General features: G+C 70.7%; 23 protein-coding genes. 10 read left to right on the top strand and 13 right to left on the bottom strand.

Annotation, left to right across the window (positions count from 1 at the left end):
* Window positions 1-6: 6 nt before the first annotated feature.
* Both Tbon_RS03025 and Tbon_RS03030 read right to left on the bottom strand, forming a co-directional pair.
* The gene (locus Tbon_RS03025) at window positions 7-957 is read right to left on the bottom strand and encodes an AAA family ATPase (protein ID WP_158066238.1); all 951 of its coding nucleotides are present in this window, start codon (window positions 955-957) and stop codon (window positions 7-9) included.
* A gap of 87 nt (window positions 958-1044) precedes the next feature.
* Window positions 1045-1680, bottom strand: a complete 636-nt coding sequence (locus tag Tbon_RS03030; protein ID WP_192498100.1) for a TetR/AcrR family transcriptional regulator — start codon at window positions 1678-1680, stop codon at window positions 1045-1047.
* Between the two features lie 110 nt (window positions 1681-1790).
* On the opposite strand from Tbon_RS03030, the gene Tbon_RS03035 reads away from it, so the two are divergent.
* Together Tbon_RS03035 and Tbon_RS03040 are read left to right on the top strand one after the other, a co-directional pair.
* Window positions 1791-4001, top strand: coding sequence for an MMPL family transporter (locus tag Tbon_RS03035; protein WP_192498101.1), 2211 nt, complete (start codon window positions 1791-1793; stop codon window positions 3999-4001).
* 10 nt (window positions 4002-4011) lie between these two features.
* Window positions 4012-5193 carry an acyl-CoA dehydrogenase family protein gene (locus Tbon_RS03040; RefSeq protein WP_158066241.1) on the top strand — a complete coding sequence of 394 codons (1182 nt, stop codon included), beginning with the start codon at window positions 4012-4014 and terminating at the stop codon, window positions 5191-5193.
* A gap of 17 nt (window positions 5194-5210) precedes the next feature.
* Here the strand turns inward: Tbon_RS03040 and Tbon_RS03045 are convergent, their stop codons facing one another.
* The 3 genes from Tbon_RS03045 to Tbon_RS03055 all read right to left on the bottom strand — a co-directional run bounded on the left by Tbon_RS03045 (window position 5211) and on the right by Tbon_RS03055 (window position 7546).
* On the bottom strand, window positions 5211-6644 hold the full coding sequence (locus Tbon_RS03045; RefSeq protein WP_158066242.1) for an LCP family protein: 1434 nt from the start codon (window positions 6642-6644) through the stop codon (window positions 5211-5213).
* A gap of 78 nt (window positions 6645-6722) precedes the next feature.
* Window positions 6723-7097 (bottom strand): metallopeptidase family protein, encoded by a 375-nt coding sequence (locus Tbon_RS03050; RefSeq protein WP_192498102.1) that lies wholly within the window; start codon window positions 7095-7097, stop codon window positions 6723-6725.
* Window positions 7097-7546 (bottom strand): hypothetical protein, encoded by a 450-nt coding sequence (locus Tbon_RS03055; RefSeq protein ID WP_158066243.1) that lies wholly within the window; start codon window positions 7544-7546, stop codon window positions 7097-7099. The genes Tbon_RS03050 and Tbon_RS03055 overlap by 1 nt, the downstream gene beginning before the upstream one ends.
* Before the next feature lie 144 nt (window positions 7547-7690).
* Here Tbon_RS03055 and Tbon_RS03060 point away from each other — a divergent pair, with 144 nt between their 5' ends.
* Window positions 7691-8071, top strand: a complete 381-nt coding sequence (locus Tbon_RS03060) for a hypothetical protein (protein ID WP_158066244.1) — start codon at window positions 7691-7693, stop codon at window positions 8069-8071.
* Between the two features lie 39 nt (window positions 8072-8110).
* Window positions 8111-8449, top strand: coding sequence for a hypothetical protein (locus Tbon_RS03065; RefSeq protein WP_098503447.1), 339 nt, complete (start codon window positions 8111-8113; stop codon window positions 8447-8449).
* A 28-nt stretch (window positions 8450-8477) separates the two neighbouring features.
* Here Tbon_RS03065 and Tbon_RS03070 read toward each other — a convergent pair whose 3' ends face one another.
* A complete protein-coding gene (locus tag Tbon_RS03070) occupies window positions 8478-9032 on the bottom strand; it encodes a dihydrofolate reductase family protein (RefSeq protein WP_158066245.1) in 555 nt (184 codons plus the stop codon).
* 32 nt (window positions 9033-9064) lie between these two features.
* On the bottom strand, window positions 9065-9631 hold the full coding sequence (gene rimI / locus Tbon_RS03075) for a ribosomal protein S18-alanine N-acetyltransferase (protein WP_192498103.1): 567 nt from the start codon (window positions 9629-9631) through the stop codon (window positions 9065-9067).
* Window positions 9632-9701: 70 nt separating this feature from the next.
* Between rimI and Tbon_RS03080 the strand changes: the two genes are divergently transcribed.
* The 5 genes from Tbon_RS03080 to Tbon_RS03100 all read left to right on the top strand — a co-directional run bounded on the left by Tbon_RS03080 (window position 9702) and on the right by Tbon_RS03100 (window position 14769).
* The gene (locus Tbon_RS03080) at window positions 9702-10298 is read left to right on the top strand and encodes a PilZ domain-containing protein (protein WP_158066247.1); all 597 of its coding nucleotides are present in this window, start codon (window positions 9702-9704) and stop codon (window positions 10296-10298) included.
* Between the two features lie 51 nt (window positions 10299-10349).
* Window positions 10350-12212 (top strand): DUF4838 domain-containing protein, encoded by a 1863-nt coding sequence (locus tag Tbon_RS03085; protein ID WP_192498104.1) that lies wholly within the window; start codon window positions 10350-10352, stop codon window positions 12210-12212.
* A 34-nt stretch (window positions 12213-12246) separates the two neighbouring features.
* Window positions 12247-12747 (top strand): MerR family transcriptional regulator, encoded by a 501-nt coding sequence (locus Tbon_RS03090; protein WP_158066249.1) that lies wholly within the window; start codon window positions 12247-12249, stop codon window positions 12745-12747.
* Window positions 12748-12799: 52 nt separating this feature from the next.
* Window positions 12800-13807, top strand: coding sequence for a GTP 3',8-cyclase MoaA (gene moaA, locus Tbon_RS03095; RefSeq protein WP_158066250.1), 1008 nt, complete (start codon window positions 12800-12802; stop codon window positions 13805-13807).
* Between the two features lie 65 nt (window positions 13808-13872).
* Window positions 13873-14769, top strand: coding sequence for a hypothetical protein (locus Tbon_RS03100; protein WP_158066251.1), 897 nt, complete (start codon window positions 13873-13875; stop codon window positions 14767-14769).
* A gap of 244 nt (window positions 14770-15013) precedes the next feature.
* Here Tbon_RS03100 and Tbon_RS03105 read toward each other — a convergent pair whose 3' ends face one another.
* From Tbon_RS03105 to Tbon_RS03120, 4 genes are all read right to left on the bottom strand, one after another.
* Window positions 15014-16288, bottom strand: a complete 1275-nt coding sequence (locus Tbon_RS03105) for an LLM class flavin-dependent oxidoreductase (RefSeq protein ID WP_158066252.1) — start codon at window positions 16286-16288, stop codon at window positions 15014-15016.
* Between the two features lie 114 nt (window positions 16289-16402).
* Window positions 16403-17089 (bottom strand): hypothetical protein, encoded by a 687-nt coding sequence (locus Tbon_RS03110; RefSeq protein ID WP_158066253.1) that lies wholly within the window; start codon window positions 17087-17089, stop codon window positions 16403-16405.
* A gap of 33 nt (window positions 17090-17122) precedes the next feature.
* The gene (locus tag Tbon_RS03115; RefSeq protein ID WP_158066254.1) at window positions 17123-18184 is read right to left on the bottom strand and encodes a Gfo/Idh/MocA family protein; all 1062 of its coding nucleotides are present in this window, start codon (window positions 18182-18184) and stop codon (window positions 17123-17125) included.
* A gap of 44 nt (window positions 18185-18228) precedes the next feature.
* Window positions 18229-18903 (bottom strand): HAD family hydrolase, encoded by a 675-nt coding sequence (locus tag Tbon_RS03120; protein WP_192498105.1) that lies wholly within the window; start codon window positions 18901-18903, stop codon window positions 18229-18231.
* Window positions 18904-19043: 140 nt separating this feature from the next.
* Between Tbon_RS03120 and Tbon_RS03125 the strand changes: the two genes are divergently transcribed.
* Window positions 19044-20273 carry a cytochrome P450 gene (locus Tbon_RS03125; RefSeq protein ID WP_192498106.1) on the top strand — a complete coding sequence of 410 codons (1230 nt, stop codon included), beginning with the start codon at window positions 19044-19046 and terminating at the stop codon, window positions 20271-20273.
* Here the strand turns inward: Tbon_RS03125 and Tbon_RS03130 are convergent, their stop codons facing one another.
* Both Tbon_RS03130 and Tbon_RS03135 read right to left on the bottom strand, forming a co-directional pair.
* Window positions 20274-21494, bottom strand: coding sequence for a CaiB/BaiF CoA transferase family protein (locus Tbon_RS03130; protein WP_158066257.1), 1221 nt, complete (start codon window positions 21492-21494; stop codon window positions 20274-20276). It lies immediately after the preceding gene.
* A complete protein-coding gene (locus tag Tbon_RS03135) occupies window positions 21491-22573 on the bottom strand; it encodes a CaiB/BaiF CoA transferase family protein (RefSeq protein ID WP_158066258.1) in 1083 nt (360 codons plus the stop codon). Before Tbon_RS03135 ends, Tbon_RS03130 begins: the two co-directional genes overlap by 4 nt.
* Window positions 22574-22588: the final 15 nt, after the last annotated feature.

The following is a 22588-nucleotide window of genomic DNA, read 5'->3' on the forward strand; positions in this document are numbered from 1 at the left end:
GGCAGGTCAGGCGCGGGCGCGGGCCCCGGGGACGGGGACGCGCTGGAGGCACTGGGCGATGACGTCGGCCTGGGTGACGCCTTTGACCTTGGCGCCGGGGCTAACGATGACGCGGTGGGCGAGGGTGAAGACGGCGAGGTCTTTGACGTCGTCAGGGATAACGAAGTCGCGGCCTTCGAGGAGGGCTTTGGCCTGTGCGGTGCGGAAGAGCGCGAGCGAGCCGCGGGGGCTGGCGCCGAGGTAGACGGCTTCGTGCTCGCGGGTGGCGTTGGCGAGCTGGACGATGTACTGCTTGATGAGCGGGTCGACGTAGATTTCGCGGACGGCGCGCTGGAGCTGGAGGATTTCGTTGGCGTCGGTGACCTGCTGGAGGGTTTCGATGGGGTGGCGGGTCTGCTGGTTATCGAGGACGAGGACCTCGTCGGTGGGGGAGGGGTAGCCGAGGAACATGCGGATGAGGAAGCGGTCGAGCTGGGCCTCGGGGAGGGGGAAGGTGCCTTCGTACTCGATGGGGTTCTGGGTTGCGAGGACCATGAACGGCTGCGGCATGCGGTAGGTGACGCCGTCGACGGTGACCTGGCGCTCCTCCATGGCTTCGAGGAGCGCGGACTGGGTCTTCGGCGTGGCGCGGTTGACTTCGTCGGCGAGGACGACCTGGGCGAGGATGGGGCCGGGGCGGAACTCGAAGTCGCCGGTCTTCTGGTTGTAGCTGGAGACGCCGGTGACGTCGGAGGGGAGGAGGTCGGGGGTGAACTGGATGCGGCGGAAGGAGCAGCCGGTGGAGACGGCGATGGCGCGGGCGAGCATGGTTTTGCCGACGCCGGGGACGTCTTCGATGAGCATGTGGCCGCCGCAGATGAGAGCGGTGACGGCGAGGCGGATTTCGCGGGATTTGCCAACGATGACCTTCTCGACGTTGGCGATAATCCGCTCAGCGACAATCCTTGGGTCTTCCACGGGCCGACTCCGGAGGGCCGGGGCACGGGGGTGGAGGATGCCCCGGGGTGATTGGCCGGATTATAGCGCCGGCGGATAGGGGGCCGGTTAAGTCCCTTTCTGGCCTGCGGGCGCGAGGTCGGCCGGGAGGGGCTGACCAGGGGCGAGGAGGGCGCGGAGCACCAGTTCGGCGAGGCGGGCTTCGAGCCGGGCCGGGGTAAGCGGGGGGCAGGCGGCCATGACGACGAGCGGGTCGGCGGCGCCGGCGATGAAGAGGCGGGCCGCGGGGATATCGAGGTCGGCGCGGAAGCAGCCGCAGCGGATGCCGCGCTGGATGGCGGCGTCGAGGCGCGGGTCGGTGAGCCACGCGAGGACGCGGCCGCGCATGGTTTCGAAGGTAGGGGCGGCCATCATCTCCATTGCGAGCGGTGCGGTGGTGGAGAAGGTGCGGAGGAGGGTGGCGATGTGGCGCCGGACCAGCTCGACCGGGTCGTCGATGGCGAAAACGGCCTCGAGCTCGGCGTCGGTTTCGTCGAGGACGGCGGCGGCAACGGCGGCGATGAGGTCGGACTTGGCGGGGAAGTTGCGGTAGATGGTGCCGACGCCGACGCCGGCGCGCTCGGCGAGGTGGCGCATTTCGACGGCGGTGCCGTGTTCGAGGAAGAGGCTGCGGGCGGCTTCGATGATGCGCTCGCGGTTGAGGCGGGCGTCGGCGCGTTCGGAGCGGGGTTCTGATGCTGCCATGTTCGATACCAACGATACATGATCCGGGTGTTGATCGGAACCGGAGTTCCGCTTCACACTGGATCCTGTCCCGCGGGACACCTGCGGGCACTGCAACAGGAGTTTGCGCGATGGCACGACAGGAAGCACGTGACGTGACCGTGATGGAGCGTTGGGCGCGGTTCGTGCACCGCCGGAAGTGGCTGGTGCTGGCAGCATGGCTGGTGATTCTCGTCGCGGGCGCCGCGGCAGCGCGGGCCTTCGGGGGCGAGTTCCAGACCGAGTTCAGGCTGCCGGGGTCGGAATCGCAGCGGGCGAACGACCTGCTGAAGGAGCGGTTCCCGGCGCAGGCGGGCGGCGAGGCTGAGATCGTCTTCGAGGTGCCGACGGGCATCGACGGTGCGCGGCCGCAGATCGAGGAGGTGCTGGCCCGCATCCAGGCTGAAATCCCGGACGTTGCGGCGATTGAATCGCCGTTCGAGCGGCCGGGCTACATTTCGCCGGACGGCACGATTGCGCGCGCGGTGGTGCGGTTCACGTTCGATGCGGACAAAGTGCCGCACGAGACGGCGATGCAGCTCATCCGGCTGACGGAGGAGGCTGCGCGGCCGGGCTTTACGGTGGAGCCGGGCGGCCGGGTCATCCAGTTCAACGAACAGGCGGAGTTCGGCTCGGAGATTTACGGGCTGATCGCCGCCGTGTTCATCCTGCTCATCGCCTTCGGTTCGGTGGTGGCGATGGGCGTGCCGATCGGGGCGGCGCTCTTCGGGCTCGGCACCGGGCTTGCGCTGATCACCATCGCGGCCCGGTGGGTCGGCTTCCCGAGCTTCTCGTCGCAGTTTGCGGCGATGATCGGCATCGGCGTCGGGATTGACTACTCGCTGCTGGTCGTCACGCGGTTCCGGGAGGCGATCCATGCCGGGAAGCGGGTGGAGGACGCCGTGGTGGAGGCCGTCACGACATCGGGCCGGTCGGTGATGTTCGCGGGGGTCGTAGTCGCAATCGCGTTCCTCGGACTGTTCGTGATGGGCCTGCCGTTCGTGGCGACGCTGGCCACTGCGGGCGCGGTGGTGGTGCTGGTGGCGGTGGCGATTGCGCTGTCGCTGACGCCTGCGCTGCTGGCGGTGTTCGGCAGGCGGGTCGATTCGCTGCGGGTGCCGTTCTTCCACCAGTCGGAGGGGGTGGACCCGCGGAGCCCGTGGTACCGGCTGAGCCGGGCGATCCAGGCGCGGCCGTGGCCGTTTGCGCTGCTCGCGGGCGGGCTGCTGGTGGTGCTGGCGCTGCCGCTGCTCGATATGCAGCTCGGATTCACCGACGCGGGCAACCGCTCGCCGAGTTCGCATTCGCGGAAGGCGTATGACCTGATCGCGAAGGGATTCGGGCCGGGCACGAACGGGCCGCTCCTGATTGTGGCGGATACGCGCAACGGGAACGGCGGCCTCGAGCGGGCGGTGGAGCTGCTTCGGGCGACGCCGGGCGTGGCGAACGTGACCCAGCCGCTGCTGAACCCGCAGGGCGATACGGCGGTGATCACGGTCATTCCGACAACGAAGCCGCAGGACCACGCGACGACGGAGCTGGTGCACCGGCTGCGGAACGACGTACTGCAGCGGGCGGGGACGAACGGCGACCGGTTCTACGTGACCGGAGTGACGGCCGGGCAGATCGACGCGAGCGACCGAATTTCGCAGCGGATGCCGTACCTGTTCATCGGCGTCATCGGGCTCAGCTTCATCCTGCTGACGGCGATGTTCCGGTCGGTGGTCGTGGCGCTGAAGGCGGCGATCATGAACCTGCTGTCGATCGGCGCGGCGTACGGCGTGGTAGTGGCGGTGTTCCAGTGGGGCTGGGGCGGCGAGCTGATCGGGGTCGGCACGGGCCCGGTGGAGGTGTTCCTGCCGATGATGATGTTCGCCATCCTGTTCGGGCTTTCGATGGACTATGAGGTGTTCCTGATCAGCCGGATCCGGGAGGAGTACCTGAAGACGGGCGATACCGGGCTGGCGGTCGCGAACGGGCTGACGGCAACGGCGCGGGTGATTACGGCGGCTGCCGCGATCATGGTGACGGTCTTCCTTGCGTTCGTGCTGGGGCCGGAACGGGTGATCAAGGAGTTCGGCATCGGGCTGGCGACGGCGATTCTCGTGGACGCCACGATCGTGCGCATCCTGCTGGTGCCTTCGACGATGGAGCTGCTGGGACGGTGGAACTGGTGGATGCCGCGGTGGCTCGACCGGATCCTCCCGAACCTGCATGTGGAAGGGCCGCCGGCATCCGAGGGGGAACCCGCCGGGGCCGCGGGCAGCCGACCGCTGACGGCCGGAGCCGGCCAAACCGGGTAGACTGCCAGGTATGACGGCGGACTGGGTCGAACGGGCGCGCGTGCTTGCGGAGCGATTCGCGGAACGCGCGCCCGTGCACGACCGGGAAGGTTCGTTCCCGTTTGAGAACTTTGCTGAGCTGCGGGAGGCCGGGTTCTACGGGCTGACGGTTCCGCGACGGTACGGCGGGGTAGAGGCGCCGCTGGCGGTCTACCTGGGGGTGCTGGAGGCGCTGGCGCGGGCGGACGGTTCAACGGCGCTGGCGTTCATGATGCACCTGAAGACGTTCGGGCAGGAGCGGGAGGCGCCGAGCTACCCGGAGCGGTGGTTCGCGCACCTGTGCGAAGGGGCGGTGCAGCGAGGGGAGCTGGTGAACACGGTCGCGACGGAGGAGGGGCTGGGGAGCCCATCGGGCGGCGGCATCCCGGATACGGTGGCGCGGCGGGAAGGGGACTGCTGGGTGCTGGAGGGGCGGAAAACGTTTACGACGCTGGCGCCGGTGCTGCACCACTTCATCGTGCTGGCACGAATTGAGGACGGGCGCAGCGGCGAGCGGCCCCGGATCGGCAACTTCCTCGTCTGCCGGGGCGAGCCGGGGCTGCGCATCGTGGAGACGTGGGATGCGCTGGGGATGCGGTCGACAGGGAGCCACGACGTGGTGCTGGAGGGAGTGCGGCTCCCGGCGGACCGGCTGCTGAACGAACGGGAGGCGGGCTCGCCCGACCCGCGGGCCGGGGCGGGCATGGCGTGGTTCGCGCTGGGGCTGTGCGCGGTGACGATCGGGGTGGCCTCGGCGGCGCGGGACTACTGCGTGGCGTTCGCGCGGGAGCGGACACCGAGCGGGCTGCGGCCGATCCGGGAGCTGCCGGGCGTGCGGAGCAAGGTGGCGCGGATCGACCTGCTGCTCCAGCGAAGCCGCGCGCTGATGACCGACGCGGAACGGGCCTGGACGGCGAAGACGGCCGAAGGGATGCCGCCCATCGACCGGGTTGCGGTGGCCAAGGTGGAGACGCTGAACGCGTGCATCGAGGCAGTCGAGCTGGCGATGCGGGTGGTCGGCGGGGTCAGCCTGCAGCGGTCGCGGCCGCTGGAGCGGTACTTCCGGGATGTGCGGGCGCCGCTGCACAATCCGCCGCTGGAGGACCGGGCGCTGGAGCAGCTGGCACGGCGGGCGCTGGACGACGCGTTCGAGCCGCCGCGGGCTGCGGAGTAGGGCGCCGGGAGCGGGCGTCAGGTCCCGGGGACCTTGAAATCGCGGCCGATGGTAACGACGACGTCGGGCAGGGCGGTGTCGGTGGAGGGGACGACGATGATTTCGGAAGGGGAGATGCCGAGCCACTTTGCGATGTCCTCGGCGAGGACGCGCCGGTCGACGTGGTAGAGCGTGATGGTGGTATGGGGCTGCTGGGGGGCATCGGGGCCGTAGTAGACGGTAGGGAGGCCCTTGACGTAGGCGAGGTAGCGGCCAAGCGCGGCGGCGCGGGCGGCACCCTCGGGGCCGTAGCCATTCTGGATTTCGACGTTGCTTTCGCTATAGGCAGCCTTGGTGAAGACCTGGCTGAGCCAGTACTGGACGTTTTCGGGGTTCCAGGCGAGGACGGCGGCGCCGCCGGCCGTGGTGAAGCCGGTGACGGTCGGGACGTCGTTCACCGGGTCGCCGAGGGAGTAGGTTTTGAGGCGGCCGTTGGTGGAGCGGAGGAGGTCGAGGTAGCCGGGGAACTTTGCGTAGGGGATATCGGTTTTGACGGTCGAGGCGTAGGCGTTCCAGAGGCCGGCGGGGTCGCGCAGGATATCGAGCTGGAAGGCCTTGTTGAGGGCAGCCTGGAGGACGAGCTGCTGGCGCTTGACGCGCTTCAGGTCGGAGTCGTATTCGCGGTGGCGGCCGAAGGCGACGGCGTGGTAGCCGTCGAGGTGGTTGAGGCCGGGCGGGAATTCGACCCAGACGCCATGAATATCGTCGTTGCTGTAAAACCAGGCGGGGACAGCGAGGTCGGGCGGGATATCGACGTCGACACCGCCGAGAGCATCGACGAGGAGTTCGACGCCTTCGAAGTCGAGAATGACGTAGTGGTCGATTTCGATGCCGAAGTTGAGTTTGAGGTCGGCTTTCAGCTCTTCGACGCCGCCGCGGATGGTGCCGGTGGCGCGGACGCCATCGCCGAAGGACTGGTTGATGCGGCGCTGGCTCTCGGGGGCTTTCGGGTTGGCGACGTCGATCCAGAGGTCGCGGGGGAAGCTGAGGACGGCGGACGTTTTTGCGACCGGGTCGATGGTGGCGACCATGATGGTGTCGGTGAGGTAGCCGCTGTTGGGGTTGTCTTCGAACTGGAAGCCGGGGCGCTTATCGACGCCGAGGACGAGGAGGTTGATGCGCTTGCGGAGGACGCTCTCCTTGCCGGGGTCGGTGATCGCGACGAGCGGTGTGTTGAGGCTGGCGAGCGGGCGGATGATGCCGAGTTCGGTGAGCGAGCGGCCGGGGAAGAGCGCGGGGGTGACGCGGGCGAGGAGGGCGAGGCTGGAATAGAAGGAGGCGAGCGCAAAGGTGAAGAGCGCCAGCACAAAGAGGAGGCGCTGGGAGGGGGAGAGGAGTGGGCGCGCCGCTCGAGTGGGCCGGGCGACGGCGCGCGCGGGCGGGTAGGGTGAGCGCTCGACGCGGCCTGTCACGCTCTTCAAGCTACGCGGGCGTTGCGGGGAGGGTCAATGCGCGGGTTTCCGGAGCCTTTGCCGCGCGGACGGGCGTTGTCAGCCCATGCCGAGCTCTTCGAGGCGGTCGTCGTCGATGCCGAAGTAGTGGCCGAGTTCGTGGAGGACGGTTTTGCGGACCTGTTCGCGAACCTCGTCTTCGGAATTGCAGATGGCCTCGATGTGCTCGTGGTAGATGGAGATCTTGTCGGGGGCGACGAGGTTGTAGTTCTCGCCGCGGTGGGTGAGGGGGATGCCGTGATAGAGGCCGAGGAGGAGGTCGTTGGGGCCGATGCCGGCGAGCCTGCGGTCGCGGGCGGTTGGGCGCGGTTCGATGACGATATCGACGTTGTGGACGCGGGCGAGGAGTTCAGGCGGGAGGGAGGCGACGGCCTCGCGGACGAGGCGGCGGAAGGTTTTGCGGTCGACGCGCATCAGCGTGGCGAAGGGGAGGCGCTCCAGATGGTGCGGAAGGCGCGCCCGCCGAGGATGGCTTCGCGCTGGGCGGCGCGTTCGAGGTCGACGAGCCCGGCGAGGGCAGCGTCGGCGGATTCGACGGCCCCCGGGTGGCCGGAAGCGGAGAGGCGGCCGCGGACGGCCTGCCATGCGGGGGTATCGGCGAGGGAGGCGACGAACCGCGGCCAGAAGACGGTGACGAGCTTGGGCGGGTCGCCGAGCCGGGGGCGGAGTTCGCGGAGATGGCGGTAGCGGGCCTCGATCGAGGGGAGGGGGTCGACGGCAGCGACGAGGGGCGGGTCGAGGGGCGTGGAGCGGAAGTCGAAGAGGAGGCGGCGGTGGACGGTCACGAAGCGGGCGATGACGATATCGTGCGACCGGAGGGTCGCGAGGATGTCATCGAGGTCAACGCTGAAGTCGTTGTCCACGAGATGTGATTGTAGGGGGCGCGGGAGGGGCTGGCGAGTGACGGTGGCGTGACAGGTTGCGTGGGCCGGGGCGGCGGACGGACGGGGGTGCCGACGATCGGGGTGATGCTGGGACGATGGCGACGCTGGGGAACACGCCGGCGGGTGGCGCAGCTCATCCGCGACGGGGTCGGCGTTTCGGAGCGCACGTGGACGGTCGAGGGCCCCGGAGTGGGTGCGGACCTCGCCGGGCGGGTGGCGGCGTGGGCGCGGGAGGAGATGGCAACGATGCGGCGGCCGTTCGGGGTGGACCACGTGGCGCTGGCGCTGGCGTGCCGGGATGGCGCGGGGCGGGTATTTGCGAGCGCAAGCCTTGGGGTGGTGCGGCCGGGCGCGTTCTACGGCGGCGACGCGGAAGCGCGGCTGGCAGAGGCGCTCGAGGGCGCGCTGCGGCTCGCACCGGGCGGCAGGGCAGAGGTGCTGGTGGCGCTGGTGCGGCTGGGGGACCTTGCGTTTGAGCTGCAGGGCGCGCAGCAGGCGGCCTGAGCGGTTGCCGGTGACGCGGGAGGGGGTACACTCGCGCCTATGACGAGTGTGGCGAACCCCGCGCGGGCGAAGGAACGGATCCAGCGGCAGATCGAGAAGATCGGGCGGCTGCGGGGGAGCGGGCCGAACCCGTTCGATTACGACCTCTGGGACGACCGCACGGTAGAGATCCTGACCGCGATTTACGGCGAGGGTTCGCCCGAGCTGCGGCGGTACGAGGAGGCGGCGGGCAAGCGGGGCCGGCTGCCGGGCGTTCGCGGGCAGGCAGAGAACATGACGCTGAACATCCACGGGCCGTGGGGGATCCTCGCGCGGCTGGAGCGGGCGGAGCGGGTGCTGCAGGAGCTGGTGCGAGAGCTGGACGCGGCGGCAGGCTGAGGCACGGGCCTCCGGCAGCGGGGGAGCGCTAGGCGCGTTCGACGGTGTAGCGGAGCTGGACGAACCCGGCGGAGTGTTCGCGCACGCCGGCGAGGCGGAGCGGGGGCGATGCGATGCGGCGGGGGAGGAGCGGCGCGCCCGCACCGAGGGTGACGGGGGCGACATCGGCGACGATTTCATCGAGCAGGCCGGCATCCCAGAACTGGCCGACGAGGTCGCCGCCGCCGACGAGCCAGATGTCGCGGCCGCCGGCTGCGCGTGCCATTTCGGCGTGAACCGGGCGGACGTCGCCCTGGACGAAGCGGATATCGGCGCCGGCGGGGGCCGGCCAGGCGCGGTGGGAGAAGACCCAGGCGGGCTGGTCGTAGGGCCACGGTTTGGGGTCGCCGCCGGGCGGCAGGAGCTCGTGGTTGAGCAGCCAGCTGCAGGTGGTGGCGCCCATGGCGAGGGCGCCGATGCGGTCGATGAAGGCAGCCCAGTCAGGCGGCTCAGCCAGATTGAACTGAAAGAGCCAATCGAGCGCGTTGTCCGCGTCGGCGATGAAGCCGTCGAGGCTGGCGGCTGTGTAGTAGATGGTTGTCACAGGGCGGGGCTCCCGGGGGCGTACTGGCGGCGTCAGGCGGTGCGGACGGCCTCGAGGTGGCGAGCGATGTAGCCCCCGGGGAACCGTTCGGCCAGTTCGGCGCGGAGGCGTTCGAGGCGCTGCTGATAGGCGGGCGAGGCGAGCGCCTCGGTGGTCATGATGATGGCGTCTTCGCGGTTGTCGGCGTAATAGCGCTTGCGGACCCCGACTTCGTAGAAGCCGTAGCGGCGGTAGAGCGCGCGGGCGGCTTCGTTCGAGACGCGGACTTCGAGCGTGACGGAGTCCATGCCGGCGGCGTGGGCGAGTTCGATGAGTCCGTGGAGGACGAGGCGGCCGTAGCCGCGGCGCCGGGCCTCCGGAATGACGGCGACGGTGACGATGTGGGCCTGGTCGACCATCAGCCAGAGGCCGCCGAAAGCGACGATGGGGGACGGTGCGGCGGAGTCCTCGCGGACGACGAGGTAGCGGGCCATGGCGTTCGCGGTGAGCTCGCGCTCGAAGGCGGTGGCGGGCCAGCCGGCGGTGTAGGCCTCCCGTTCGACGGCGATGACCTCGGGGATGTCGTCCGTCAGCATCGGGGCGAGCAGGGGCACGGGCATGGGGAGATCGTACCCGAGGCGGAGCATCGCAGTGTGGAAGGGGTGAATCGTTGCCGATAACCGGTATGAGATGGCGCAGTTTCCGGTCCCAGGGACGCCGGTGACGGTGGTGCTTCGGTCGGGTACGCCGGCCCAGTGGCCGGGCGAGGTGGCTGCTGTGCGCGAAGGCGGGCTGGCCGTGCGCATCGAGGGCCCGATGCCGGCGTGGGATGCCGGGGCGCAGTACGTGCTCGTGGCGCTGGACGGCTCGCGGCGAATGACGCAGCCGGCCGCGTACATTGGGCATACGGAGCGGGCGGTGGCGTTCCGGTCGCTGGGGCCGTGGCAGCCGGTGTACCGGCGGCAGTACCCGCGCTACCGGGCGGAGTACCGGGTGGAGGTGCGGTCGGTGCTGGGCAGCTCGCGGCAGGATGGGCGGATGGTCGATATTTCGATGGGCGGGATGGCGGTGCGGGTTCCGGCGCGCCCGGGCGGCCGGCAGGTGCAGGTACGGGTGTGGGCCGGGGCGTTCAGCAGCGAACTGCTCTGTGCGGTGGTCGGCGCCGAGGAGCTGGGCGAGGAGGTGCTGCTGCGGCTGCAGTTCGTGGAGCTGCTGCCGGCGCAGCGGGCGTTCGTGCGGCAGGTGGTGGAGGAGCTGGCCGCGAAGGCGCAGGAACGGGCGTCGTAGGGGGCGCAGCCCGGCTGGTGCACGGGCCCGGCCCGGGCGAGAATGCGCGGCATGAACATCGACGCGGCGACGGTGCGCCGGTGGCGCGTGGAGTCCGAGGGCGGCGAGCCGGCGGTCCTCGCAGCTGCGGAGTTCCGGACGGGGCAGCCGGCAGCGGGAGCGGGTCAGCCCCCGGCGCCGCCCGGGGAGCGCGACGGGGCCATATTGTTCCGGCTGGAGCGCGAGGCCGGGTCGCCGGGGTTTATCGTCGAGGCCGGGCCGGAGCGACTGGTCATCGCCGGAGCGACCCTCCGGGACCTCCTCGACGGCGCGGCGTGGCTGCGGCGGGAGCTTGGGCTGCTCGCGCCAGGTCCGGGGCGGGAGGCGGCGGGACCTGCGGAAGGGCGGTTCCCCTTTGGGCGCCGGGCGTTCCGCGGGGCGTTCAGGGAGCGCGGGCTGGTGCTCGGGTGCGACGGGCTGCACGAACAGTGGCGCGAGTGGTTCGCGTTCGCGAGCCGGAACGGGCTGAATACCGTCTTCCTGCACGACACGCCGCCGAGCACGTGGGACCGGCTGCTGGATGTGCGGGTGGGGCGGCTCTTCGACCTGTGGGACCGGGAAGGACCGGCGATTGCGGCGGAGGCGCGCCGGCTGGGGCTGCAGCTGGAGTTCGGCGGGCACCACCTTTCGACGCTCATTCCGCGGGCGGCGTTCGAGGAGCACCCGGAGTGGTTCCCGGAGCGGGGCGGCGAACGGACGGAGGACTTCAACCTGTGCGTTTCGAACGCGGGGGCCCGGCAGGCGTTGCAGGAGGGGGCACGGCGGTTCTTCGCGCGGTTTGCGGGCTGCGACGTCTACCACCTGTGGGCGGACGACCTGCGCTGGGGCGGGTGGTGCGAGTGCGACGGATGCGCGGAGCTCACGCCGTCGGACCAGGCGCTGCTGGCGACGAACCTGGTGGCCGAGGTGCTGGCGGAGGTTGCGCCAGGGGCACGGATTGCGCACCTGGCGTACCACGACACGATTACGCCGCCAACGCAGGTGGAGCCGCGGGCGAACGTCGATGCCCTCTGGGCTCCGAGGAACCGGTGTTATGCGCACGCGCTTGATGACGAGACCTGCCGGCGGAACCTCCGCCACTCGATGGAGCTGCGGGGACTGATTGCGTGGTTCGGCGGGCCGGAGCGGGTGCGCGCCTTCGAGTACTACAGCGACGGCATCCTGTTCAAGTGGATGGCGCCGCCGCACCTTGGGGTGCTGCCGCGCGACGCCGCAGCGTATCGCGAGCTGGGCATCGGCGGGCTGCTGGACCTCGCGGTTTCGCCGCGGCCGTGGTGGGGACCAAACTGGCACGCGTGGTGGTTCGCGCGGTGCGCGTGGGAAGGCGACGGGGACGCAGAGGAGGCGCTGACGACGTTCTGCCGGGCGAACTTTGGGGAGCATGCGGCGGCGTTCGCGGAGGCGTACCGGAGGCTGGAGACGGCGTGCCTTCAGCTGCTTGAGCGGGGAAACCTGGAGCCGATGAGGCTGGGCGACGTGCTCGACTACAACGACGACCCGTTTGAGGAGCTGCGGGAGCTGGCAGGCCGGGCAGGGCGGGCGCTGGCGGAGTTCGCGGCGGCGGTCCAGGCCCTGCCGATCGCGGTCGACGGGGCGGGGCTCGAGGCGGTGGAGGAGCTCGCGCCGACTGTCGCGGCGGGGATGCACCTGGCGGAGCGGGTGATTGGATGGGACACGGTGTTCCAGGGGGACCACGCGGAGGCGATGGCGCACGTACGGATGGCAGACGTTCATCTTCGGGCGCTGGGGGACTGGTACCATGCGCATGGAGGGCCGGCGTGGAGCACGCTCGCGGAGCTGATGCTGCGGAGCGCGCGCTGGCACACGAACCGGGTGCGGGCGATGGCGGGCGGGGAGTGGAATCCTGTACCTTGACGTTCGCGTTAATGTTGCTAGACTGGGGAGGCTCATGACTGATTCGACCAGCCAGGAACGGTTTCTCCAGATCGGCGAGGCAGCCGAGCGTGCGAAGCTGACGCAGCGGACGCTGCGGTACTACGAAGAGAAGGGGCTGCTGGCGCCGCCGACCCGGATGGAAGGCGGGTTCCGGCTCTACTCGCCGGAGGATATGGAGCGGATCGAGCGGATTCGGCAGCTGAAGGAGCTGCTGGGCTTCTCGCTGGCCGAGATTAAGGAGATGCTGGACGCGGAGGATGTGCGGCTGCAGATCCGGGCGGGCTGGCGGGCGGATGCGGATGCGGCCGAGAAGGCGGAGAAGCTGCGCCGGGCGCGGGAGGTGACGCTCCACCAGATTCAGCTGATCGACCAGAAGATGGCGAAGATGGCGAGCATGCGGGAGCAGCTGGCGGAGCGGATCCGGAAGTACGACGAGGCGCTGCTGAAGTACACCGACGCGGGCGCGGGGAGCGAGGGCACGGCGCAGGGTTCGACGGCGGCGACGCAAAGCTGAGCGTTATGCCGGTTTGAGCACGACGGAGCCGGGTGCGCTACGCTATCGGGCGATGACACTCAACGACCGCCTTGACCGGCCCCTGCGCGACCTGCGGATTTCGGTGACGGACCGGTGCAACTTCCGCTGCGTGTACTGCATGCCGCGGGAGGTGTTCGGGCCGGACTACCAGTTCCTGGAGCGCGACGAACTGCTGACCTACGAGGAGATCGCGCGGGTGACGCGGGTCCTCGTTGGGCTGGGGGTGGAGAAGGTCCGCATCACCGGCGGGGAACCGCTCGTGCGGCGGGACCTCGACCGGCTGATCGGGGCGATCCGGGCGATTCCCGGGGTGCGCGACCTGACGCTGACGACGAACGGGAGCCTGCTTCGGGCGCAGGCGAAGCGGCTGGCGGCAGCCGGGCTGCAGCGGGTGACCGTTTCGCTCGACTCGCTCGACGACGCAGTGTTCCGGGCGATGAACGATGCCGGGGTCGGGGTCGCGACGGTGCTGGACGGGATTGCAGCGGCGCGCGAGGCCGGCCTGTGGCCGATCAAGGTGAATGCCGTGGTGAAGCGGGGGCTCAACGACCACACGGTGGTCGACCTTGCGCGCCACTTCCGGGGGACCGGCATCATCGTGCGGTTTATCGAGTTCATGGACGTGGGGACGACCAACGGCTGGCGGCTGGACCACGTGGTGACGGGGCGGGAGATCGTGGAGATGATCGGCCGGGAGTTTCCGCTGGAGCCGGCGGAAGCGAACTACCGCGGCGAGGTCGCGCAGCGGTGGCGGTACGTCGACGGGGCGGGCGAGATCGGCGTGATCACCTCGATTTCGCAGCCGTTCTGCGGCGACTGCACGCGGCTGCGGCTTTCGCCGGAGGGCCAGCTGTACACCTGCCTGTTCGGAGCGAAGGGGCACGACCTGCGCGGGCTGCTCCGCTCGGGGGCGAGCGATGCGGAGGTGGAGGCGTTCGTTGCGTCGGTCTGGCGCGGGCGGAGCGATCGGTATTCGGAGGAGCGCACGGAGGCGACGGCGGGCCTGCCGAAGGTGGAGATGTCGCACATCGGCGGGTGAGGGTTCGCTGGCGAACGCGGTTCGGACGGCGTAGTCTGCGCGCATCCAGTTTTCGGAGGCGCGCGATGACGATTCGCGAGGAGTTCACGGTCACGAGGGAGGACGGGGCGCTGGCCGGGCCGCTGCGGCAGCCGGTCAACACCTCACGGGACGCGAAGGGGTCGATTCACGACGATGCGACCGCGACGCGGCTGGGGTTCCGCGGGGGGACGGTGGCGGGGTCGATCCACATGGAGCTGTTTCCGCCGCTGCTGCGGGCGGCGTGGGGCAGGCGGTGGTTCGAACGCGGGACGCTCTCGCTCTACTTCCTGAATGCAACGACGGACCGGGAGGCCGTGCGGGCGTTCATCCAGGAGCCGCCGGCCGGTGCGGCGGATGCGCAGGTGGAGGCGTGGGTGCTGCGCGACGACGGGATGCAGGTGGCGCAGGGCACGGCGTCAGTCGGCGACCCGGGCGTACCGACGGCGCTGCAGGCGCGGCCGCTTGAGCGGTTCGAGCCGGGGGAGCTGCGCATCCTTGCGGGGGTGCAGAAGGGGCACCGGTTCGCGCCGGTGGACGTCCGGTGCGACCCGGCGGAGCAGGAACGGCGGCTGGCAGTGACGACGGAGCCGATGGACTGGTACCGGGGCGAGGGGTCGCCGTGGGGTGCGCCGCCGGTGCTGATCGCTCCGCTGGTGCAGATGCTGTACGCGAAGAGCCTGGCGCAGGTGCGGGGCGGATTCGGGGCGGTGGGGCTGTTCGGGGCGATCGAGGTCCGGAATGTGAACGGCCCGGCACTGGTCGGCGAGACGTACACGTGCACGGGCGAGGTGATCGCCGTGGGGCAGAGCCCCAAGACGGAGTACCTGTGGTTCGAGACGGGGCTCGACGATGCCGGGGGCCGGCGAGTGGCTGAGATGCGGATGCTGCTGCGGTTCATGAAGGCCTCGAGCAGCCTGTACCCGGAGCTGCAGCAGGGCTGACGCTGCGGCAGGAATGGAACGGCCCCGGCCGGCGGAAGGAGGAACACCGGCCGGGGCCCCAGCCACGCCGAGGGGTTCGGCAGCCCTACTGTACCACTAGTGAGATTTCGTATCAATAGGTTCCCGGAGAAATTTTCCCGCCGTCCGGGGTGAAGGGCCAGGGTGCGCCAGCCGGCAGCGGGTGACACAGCACGGGCCCGGGGCGTCTGCCCCGGGCCCGTGCGATGCAGGCAGGGAAGCCGGTTCAGGCGCCGCCAACGCCGGCGGTGAGGGGAGAGCGGAGCGGGCGGACGGGTTCGTCTTTGGGGACGGCGCGGCGCTCGGGCGGGAGCGGCTTCGGGTACCAGCGGTCCTCGAACTCGTTGAACTTGTCACGGAGGTTGGGCATGACCTTCTCCGCGAACATCTGGGTGTTGTAGATGGCGACGTCGCGGGGCATGGAGCCCATCTGGAGGAGGAGCATGAGGTGGCCGACGCGGAGGTTGTCGGCGAGTTCGTTGAGTTTTTCGGTGACGTAGTCGGGGCCGCCGGCGATGACGTAGCCCTGTTCGACGAGGCCTTCCCAGCTCAGGCGGGCCTTGGCGTTCTGCTGGGCCTGTTCGAACTGGGATTTGATGCCGGCCTTGACGGTGCGGAGGGTGCGGTAGCCGGGGGCGTCGGCGAAGCCGGGGAAGACGTGGAGGCAGCGGTTGTAGAAATAGTCGATGTGGGGCCAGTAGAGCTCTTTGGCCTCGGCGGCGTTATCGGCGACGCAGACGACCTGGGCGAAGCCGGCGTGGTAGGGGTTCGGCTCGACGCCCTTGTCGCGCATGCGGGCCCAGAAGCCGTCCATGATGGTCTGGGCGCGCTTGTAGCCGGAGTAGGAGAGGTAGGAGTAGAGGTAGCCCATATCAGCGCACCACTCCCAAGTTTCGATGGAGCCGCCGCCGGGGATCCAGATGGGCGGGTTCGGCTTCTGGAGGGGGCGCGGCCAGGGGTTCATGTAGCGGATCTGGGTGTACTTGCCGTTGAAGTGGCTGACGCCCTCGTTGTGCCAGGCCTGCATGATGAGGTCGTGCGCCTCGTAGTACCGCTCGCGGAGCTGGGCCCCGGGGACGCCGTAGGCGAAGTTGGTGTCCATGCTGGTGCCGACCGGGAAGCCGGCGACGAGGCGGCCGCCGGAGAGGATATCGAGCATGGCGAACTCTTCGGCGACGCGGAGCGGCGGGTTGTAGAGGGCGATTGAGTTGCCCATGACGACGATGGCGGCGCGGTTGGTCCTGCGGGTGAGGGTGGCCGCCATGATGTTCGGGCTCGGCATGAGGCCGTAGGCGTTGGAGTGGTGCTCGTTGACGCAGATGCCGTCGAAGCCGACCTTCTCGGCGAATTCGAGTTCGTCGAGGTACTCGTGGTAGACGTGGTTGGCCTTTTCTTCGTCGAAGAGGCTGTAGTCGACGTCGACCCAGACGGAGCGGTGCTTCTGCTGGAAGTCGTCCGGCAGGTAGGGCCAGGGCATCAGATGGAACCAGTGGAACTTCATGGCAGGGGCCTCCTCGAGGGTGAGCTGCGCGAGCGGCCGGCGTTTCGCCAGTCCCGAACGATTGCGGGAGTATAGCAGGCCTGCGGCGCGGGGAGAGGCGAGGGCCGGGGCACTTCAGGGGAGGTCGACGTTGATGACGACGAGCTCGGGCTGGCTGCCGATGGTGTAGCCGGAGGGGAAGTAGCGGCCTTCGACGAGGACGCCGATGACCGCGCCGACGCGGTTCGCGCAGGATTCGCCGCCGGAGTAGAAGTCGATGCCGTAGCCGCCGTCGACGTTGAGGCGGGACGGGCCGGGCACGCCGTCGAAAGTGACGAAGACTTCGAGGGTGCCGGCCGGGACGGGAACGCCGCCGCGGGTAAGCGCCCCGGCGACGCGGGCCGTGGGCAGGGTGCCGGGACCGAGGGCCCCGGGCGGGCAGTAGGGGCGGGCCGCTGCGGGCGGGGGCGTGGGCGTCGGCGTCTGCGCAGGGGCTGAACCGGACTGGCCGCCCGTGGAGCCGCCCCCGGAGCCGGGGCCGCCCACGGCGGGGCGGGGGGTCGCCGTTGCGGTCGGGGTCGGCGTGGCCGGCGCGGCCGTCGGGGAGGGCGATGGGGTCGGTGTGGCGGTGGGTGAGGGCGAGGCGGCCGACGTGGGGGTCGGGGTGACGACAACGCCCGGCGCGGCGGGCGGGGCGTCGCCGCCGCCGCGGATGAGGAGCCATGCGCCGATGGCGGCGAAGATGACGCCGAGGATGCCGAGGGCCGTCCAGGCGAGGGCCTGGCGGGCGGGGGTGGCGAAGAGGGCAGCAAGCCGGCTCATGCGTGGACAGGGTACGGGAGCAGGCGGATGCCGTCAGGTGGCGGGGGCGCCGAGCCAGTGGTCGATGGCTCGGGGGGCGCTGCTGGCGAACGGGAGAGCGACCGGGCAGCCGGTCCGGGCTGATTCGTAGGCGGCGCAGATGATTTCGAGGACGCGGAGGGCATCGCGGCCGGTGAATCGGGGCGCTGCGCGGCCGGCGACGGCATCGGCGAAGTTTTCGAGCTCCTGCGGGAAGCCGAACTGCCAGGCCTCTTCGTACATGACGTGGTGCCAGCCGGAGGGGCCGGCCGCAGGGCCGGGGCCGGGTTCGCGGTAGAGGTCGATGGCGGGGCCGCGGTCGAGGTTGGCGACAAGGCGGCCGCGCGGGCCGACGACTTCGAGGAGGTCGGCGCCGCCGGGAGTGGCCCAGGACGCCTCGACGGTTGCGAGGGCGCCGCCGGGGAAGCGGAGGTGAACGACGGCGTGGTCGTCGGCCGGTGTGCGGGCGGCGTGGCGGAAACGCCCGAGGACCGCGGAGATTGACCCGGGCCAGGCGTCCAAGACCCGGCAGACGACAGCGATGCCATGGGCGCCCATGTCGATGAGCGCGCCGCCGCCGGTGCGGTCGATCTGCCAGAACCAGTCGGCGTAGGGGCCGGCGTGGGCCTGGACCTGGCGGACGAGGTACGGCTGCCCGAGCTCGCCGCGGCGGACGAGGGCGGCGGCGCGTTCGTACATGGGGGCGAAGAGGAGGTTTTCGGCGCAGGCGAGGAGGACGCCGGCGCGATCGCAGGCGTCGACCATGTCGCGCGCGGCGGGCAGACCGTGGGCGAGCGGTTTCTCGCAGAGGACGTGCTTCCCGGCAGCTGCGGCGGCGATGGCGACGGGTGCGTGGAGGTCGTTGGGGGCGGCGATAGCGACGGCGTCGATCGGCGCCTCGGCCAGCAGGCGGCGCCAGTCGTCGAAGGCATGGGGGATGCCCCAGCGGCGGGCGAACTCAGCGGCGGAGCGAGGCGAGGCGACGGCGGTGAGCTGGACGGCGGGGACGCGGGCCGCTGCGTGGGCGTAGACGCCGGCGATGAAGCCGGCGCCGACCAGGCCGAGGCGGAGGGCCATGGGGGGATTGTGGGCGGGCCGGGAGCGGGGTGTCGAGGGCGGGGTCAGCCGCCGAGGAGGACGGCGAGGGCGCGGTCGAGGTCGGTGAAGCCGGGGAGGACGTGCCCGGCGCCGGCGGCGCGGAGCTCGGCCTCGGTGTAGCGGCCGGTGGCGACGCCGACGGCGCGGGCGCCGGCGGCAAGGGCAGCGGCGACGTCGAGCGGGGTATCGCCGATGACGACTGCGCTGGCCGGGTCGGCGGGGACGCCGACGGCTGCGGCGAGCGCGTCGATGGCGGCGGCGACGATGCGGCTGCGGTCGGCGTGGTCGTCGCCGAAGCCGCCGGCGGCGAAGCAGTCCCAGAGGCCGAAGTGGCCGAGCTTCCGGCGGGCGCCTTCGCGGAGGTTGCCGGTGGCGAGGCCGATGCCGGGGAGTTCCCGCTGGAGGGCATCGAGCAGGGGTTTGACGCCGGGCAGGACCTGCCCGCCCTTTTCGGCGAGCGCGGCAGGGAGGTGGGCGAGATAGGCGTCGCGGACCTCGGCGAAGCGGGCAGCGGGGTGCCCGTGGCGTTCGAGCACCTCGGTGATGATGGCGCGGTCGGTTCGGCCGTCGAAACGGACGCCTTCGGTGGCGGCAGGGACGGCGATGACCTGTTCGAAGGCGCGGTCGAGGGCGGTCCGGCCGGCGCCGCTGGTGGCGATGAGGGTGAGGTCGATATCGAAGAGGAGGAGCGGGGGCACGGCTGGAGTGTAGGGCGCGGCGGGCGGGCGGGCGGTAAGGGGCCCGGACAGGAAGCGGGCCGCGGCCGACGAGCGGGCACTTTCGAACCGGGTTCGGTTTTGTTAGCATGCGGCGAAGCAGTGGATGGAGGGACAGCGCCATGACCGAGACCGCAACGAACGAGGTTCCGCTGGGCATCCAGCTGACGCCGCTCAACCCGGAGTACCAGCGAGACCCGTTCAGCCTGCTGGACCGGGTGCGTGAAGCGGGCCGGGTGATCTGGGACGAACAGTTCGGCCGGTGGCTGGTGGCCCGGTTCGAGGATGTGCACGCGATTTTGAACGACCGCGACCTCCTGGTGGACCCGCGGAAGGCGAACGAGAAGTCGTTCAACGCGATGTTCCGTCAGCGGCTGCTGGGGGAGGACCGGGAGCCGAGCATGCTGTTCCAGGACCCGCCGGCGCACACGCGGCTGCGGGGGCTGGTATCGAAGGCGTTTACGCCGCGGGCGATCGAGCGGATGCGGCCGCGGATCGAGGAGATTGCGCACGAGCTGTGCGACCGGGTGGAGGGGCAGGAGCGGTTCGACCTGATGGCCGCGTTCTGCCAGCCGTACCCGACGATCGTGATCGCCGAGATGCTGGGGGTGGACCCGAAGGACCAGGCGAACTTCAAGCGGTGGACCGACGACAGCGTGGCGGCCGGGTTCGATCCATTCGCGAGCGAAGAGGTGCGGCAGCGCGCGATGCGGGCAGGGGAGGAGCTGCAGGCGTACCTGCGGCGGGTGATCGCGGAGCGGCGGGCCGAGCCGCGGGACGACCTGATCACGGCGATGCTACGGGCCGAGGATAACGGGGATTTCCTCAACGACGAGGAGGTGCTCTCGATGATCGGGCTGCTGCTGGCGGCCGGGAATGTGACGACCACGGACCTGCTCGGGAACGGGATGAAGAACCTGCTGCAGCACCCGGACCAGGCGCAGCTGCTGCGGGAGCGGCCGGAGCTCATCGAGAACGCGGTGGAGGAGATGCTGCGGTACGAAGGGCCGGTGACGTTCAGCGGGCGGATCGTGCCGGACGACCGGGTGATTGCGGGGTGCCCGATGCAGAAGGGCGACTCAATCACGGTGGCGCTGGGCGGTGCGAACTACGACCCCCGGCTGCACAGGGACCCGCACAAGTTCGACGTGACCCGCGAGGACATCGACCATGTGGCCTTCGGCGGCGGGCGGCGGTACTGCCTCGGCGCGCCGCTGGCCCGGCTGGAGGCGCAGATCGGGGTGCGGGTGCTGCTCGAACGGTTCCCGAAGATGCGGCTGGCGCAGCAGGAGCTGAAGTGGAAGCGGGTGCCGGGCTTCCGCGGGCTCGAGGAGCTGTGGGTCGAGGTGTAGTCAGCCGACGCCGGGGTTGACGGGGGCGTTGCCGATGACGCCCTCGCGGCGCAGTTCTTCGACCTGTTCGGCGGAGAGGCCGAGGAGGCCTCGCAGGATTTCGTCGTTGTGTTCGCCGAAGAGCGGGGCGTGGCGGCGCGGCCAGGGGTCGGCTTCGCGCAGGCGCCAGGCGGTGCGCGGCTGCTTCCACGGGTGCATCCGGGGGTGGGGGAGTTCGACCCAGTAGCGGCGGGCAGCCAGGTGGGGGTCCTCGTGGATGGTGACGGTGTCGAGGACGCGGCCTGCGGGGATGCCGGCGCCGGCGAGCAGTTCGAACACGTCCTGGGGGTCGCGGTCGGCGAGGGCGGCGCTCAGGCGGGCGTCGATGAGGTCGTGGTCGGCGGGGCCGCCGGGGAGGGCGGGGTCGATGCCGAGGAGGGCGGCGGCGCGCTCCCATTCGCCGCGGGTGCGGAAGGTCACGGCGAGCCACTGCTCTTCGCCAGCGCAGCGGTAGACGCCCTGGGCGAACCAGCGCGGGTCGCGGTTGCCGCGGTGGACGGGCCGTTCGCCGCGGAGCGAGGCGGCGACGAACGCCTCGCCGATGAGCGAGGAGAGGACCTCGCGCTGGGCGAGGTCGATGCAGGCGCCGCGGCCGGTGCGGCGGCGGGCGATGAGGGCGAGGGCGACGGCTGCGGCGGCGGCCTTGCCGGCAACGGGGTCGCCGTAGGAGATGCCGGTTTTGAAGGGGACGCCGTCGTCGCCGTAGCCGGTCATCGAGGCGAGGCCGCTCATCTGCTCGATAATCGGGCCGAAGCCGACGTGGCTGCGCTCGGCGCCGGTCTTCCCGTAGCCGGCCATCGAGACGAGGATGATGTCGGGCCGGGCCTGGCGGAGGACATCGTAGCCGAGCCGGAGGTTATCGAGGACGTCGGCGCGGTAGTTCTCGATGACGACGTCGCAGTGGGGGACGAGGCGGAGGAAGGTTTCCCGGCCGAGCGGGTGAGCGAGGTCGAGGGTAAGGGACTTCTTGTCGCGGTTGTAGTCGTTGAAGTAGTAGGACGCGTTCCAGGGCTCGTCGACACCGGGCAGGGGGATGAGGGTGCGGATGTTGTCCCAGGCCCGGGGTGATTCGATCTTGATGACCTCGGCGCCCATTTCGGCGAGGATGCGGGTGGCGTAGGGGCCGGCCCACATCATGGTGAGGTCGGCGACGCGGATGCCTTCGAGCGGGAGGCGCTTCATGGACGGGGGCTCCACCGGGGGAGGATCTGGGCGGCCGGAACGGGGTCGGCGAGGGCGCCGGGACGCCAGCCAAGGCCGAGGAAGGGCCTGCCGGGGATGCGCGCCTGGCCGGCGGGGGTATCGACGGTATCGAAGAAGCCGCGTTCCAGAAGCGCGGGGTTGTCGAGGAGTTCGAGCGGGGTGACGACGGCGCCGATGGGAACGCGGTGGCGGACGCCGAGTTCGAGGAGTTCGGCTTTCGTGCGTTCGCCGAACCAGGCGTAGAGCTTTGCCTGGAGTTCGTCGTCGTGGTTGGGGCGTTCGAGCGGGTCGCGGAAGCGGGGTTCGTCGAGTTCGGGGTCGCCGAGGAGGGAGAAGAGGGCGGGCACCTGGCGCTCGAGGGCGCAGACGCCGGCGTAGCCGTCAGCGCAGGGGTAGAGGCCCCAGAGGGCGCGGACGTGGTTGCCGGAGCGGATGGAGACGGCGCCTTCGTAGGCGCCGCGGGGGCCGTAGAGCTCGAGCATGCCGGCCATGCATTCCTGGAGCGAGATATCGACCCAGTCGCCTTCGCCGTGGACGAGGGCGCCGAAGTACGCCGTGACGGCGGCGCCGGCGGCATCGAGCCCGCCGAGGTAGAGGGCCTGGCTGCCGCCGGTGACGAGGGGCTCGCGCTGGTGCATCCCGGTGAGGGACATGATGCCGCCCATGGCGAACGCGGTGATGTTGGTGGCGGGGCAGGCCGCGTATGGGCCGTCCTGGCCGAAGGGGGTGATGGAGACGACGACGAGGGCGGGGCGCTCGGCGCGGAGGGCGGCGGGGTCGAGCCCGCGGGCAGCGAGGGCGCCGGGCGGGCCGTCCTCGATGATGATGTCGGCGGCACGGGCGAGGGCGGCAAGTTCGGCGGCGTCGGCGCGGACGCGGCGCTTGCCGGGGAGGAGGTAGACGGCTTCGTCGGGCGAGAGGGATTCGACGTCGGGCTCGACACGGACGACATCGGCGCCGAAGCCGGCGAGCCAGCGGGCGGCGAAGGCTGCGGAGATGCCGCCGCCGATTTCGAGGACGCGGACGCCATCGAGGGGAAGGGAGGGGGATGCTTCCATCGCCGGCGGATTCTA

It is taken from the genome of Tepidiforma bonchosmolovskayae (assembly GCF_008838325.1).
GTDB classification, from domain to species: domain Bacteria; phylum Chloroflexota; class Dehalococcoidia; order Tepidiformales; family Tepidiformaceae; genus Tepidiforma; species Tepidiforma bonchosmolovskayae.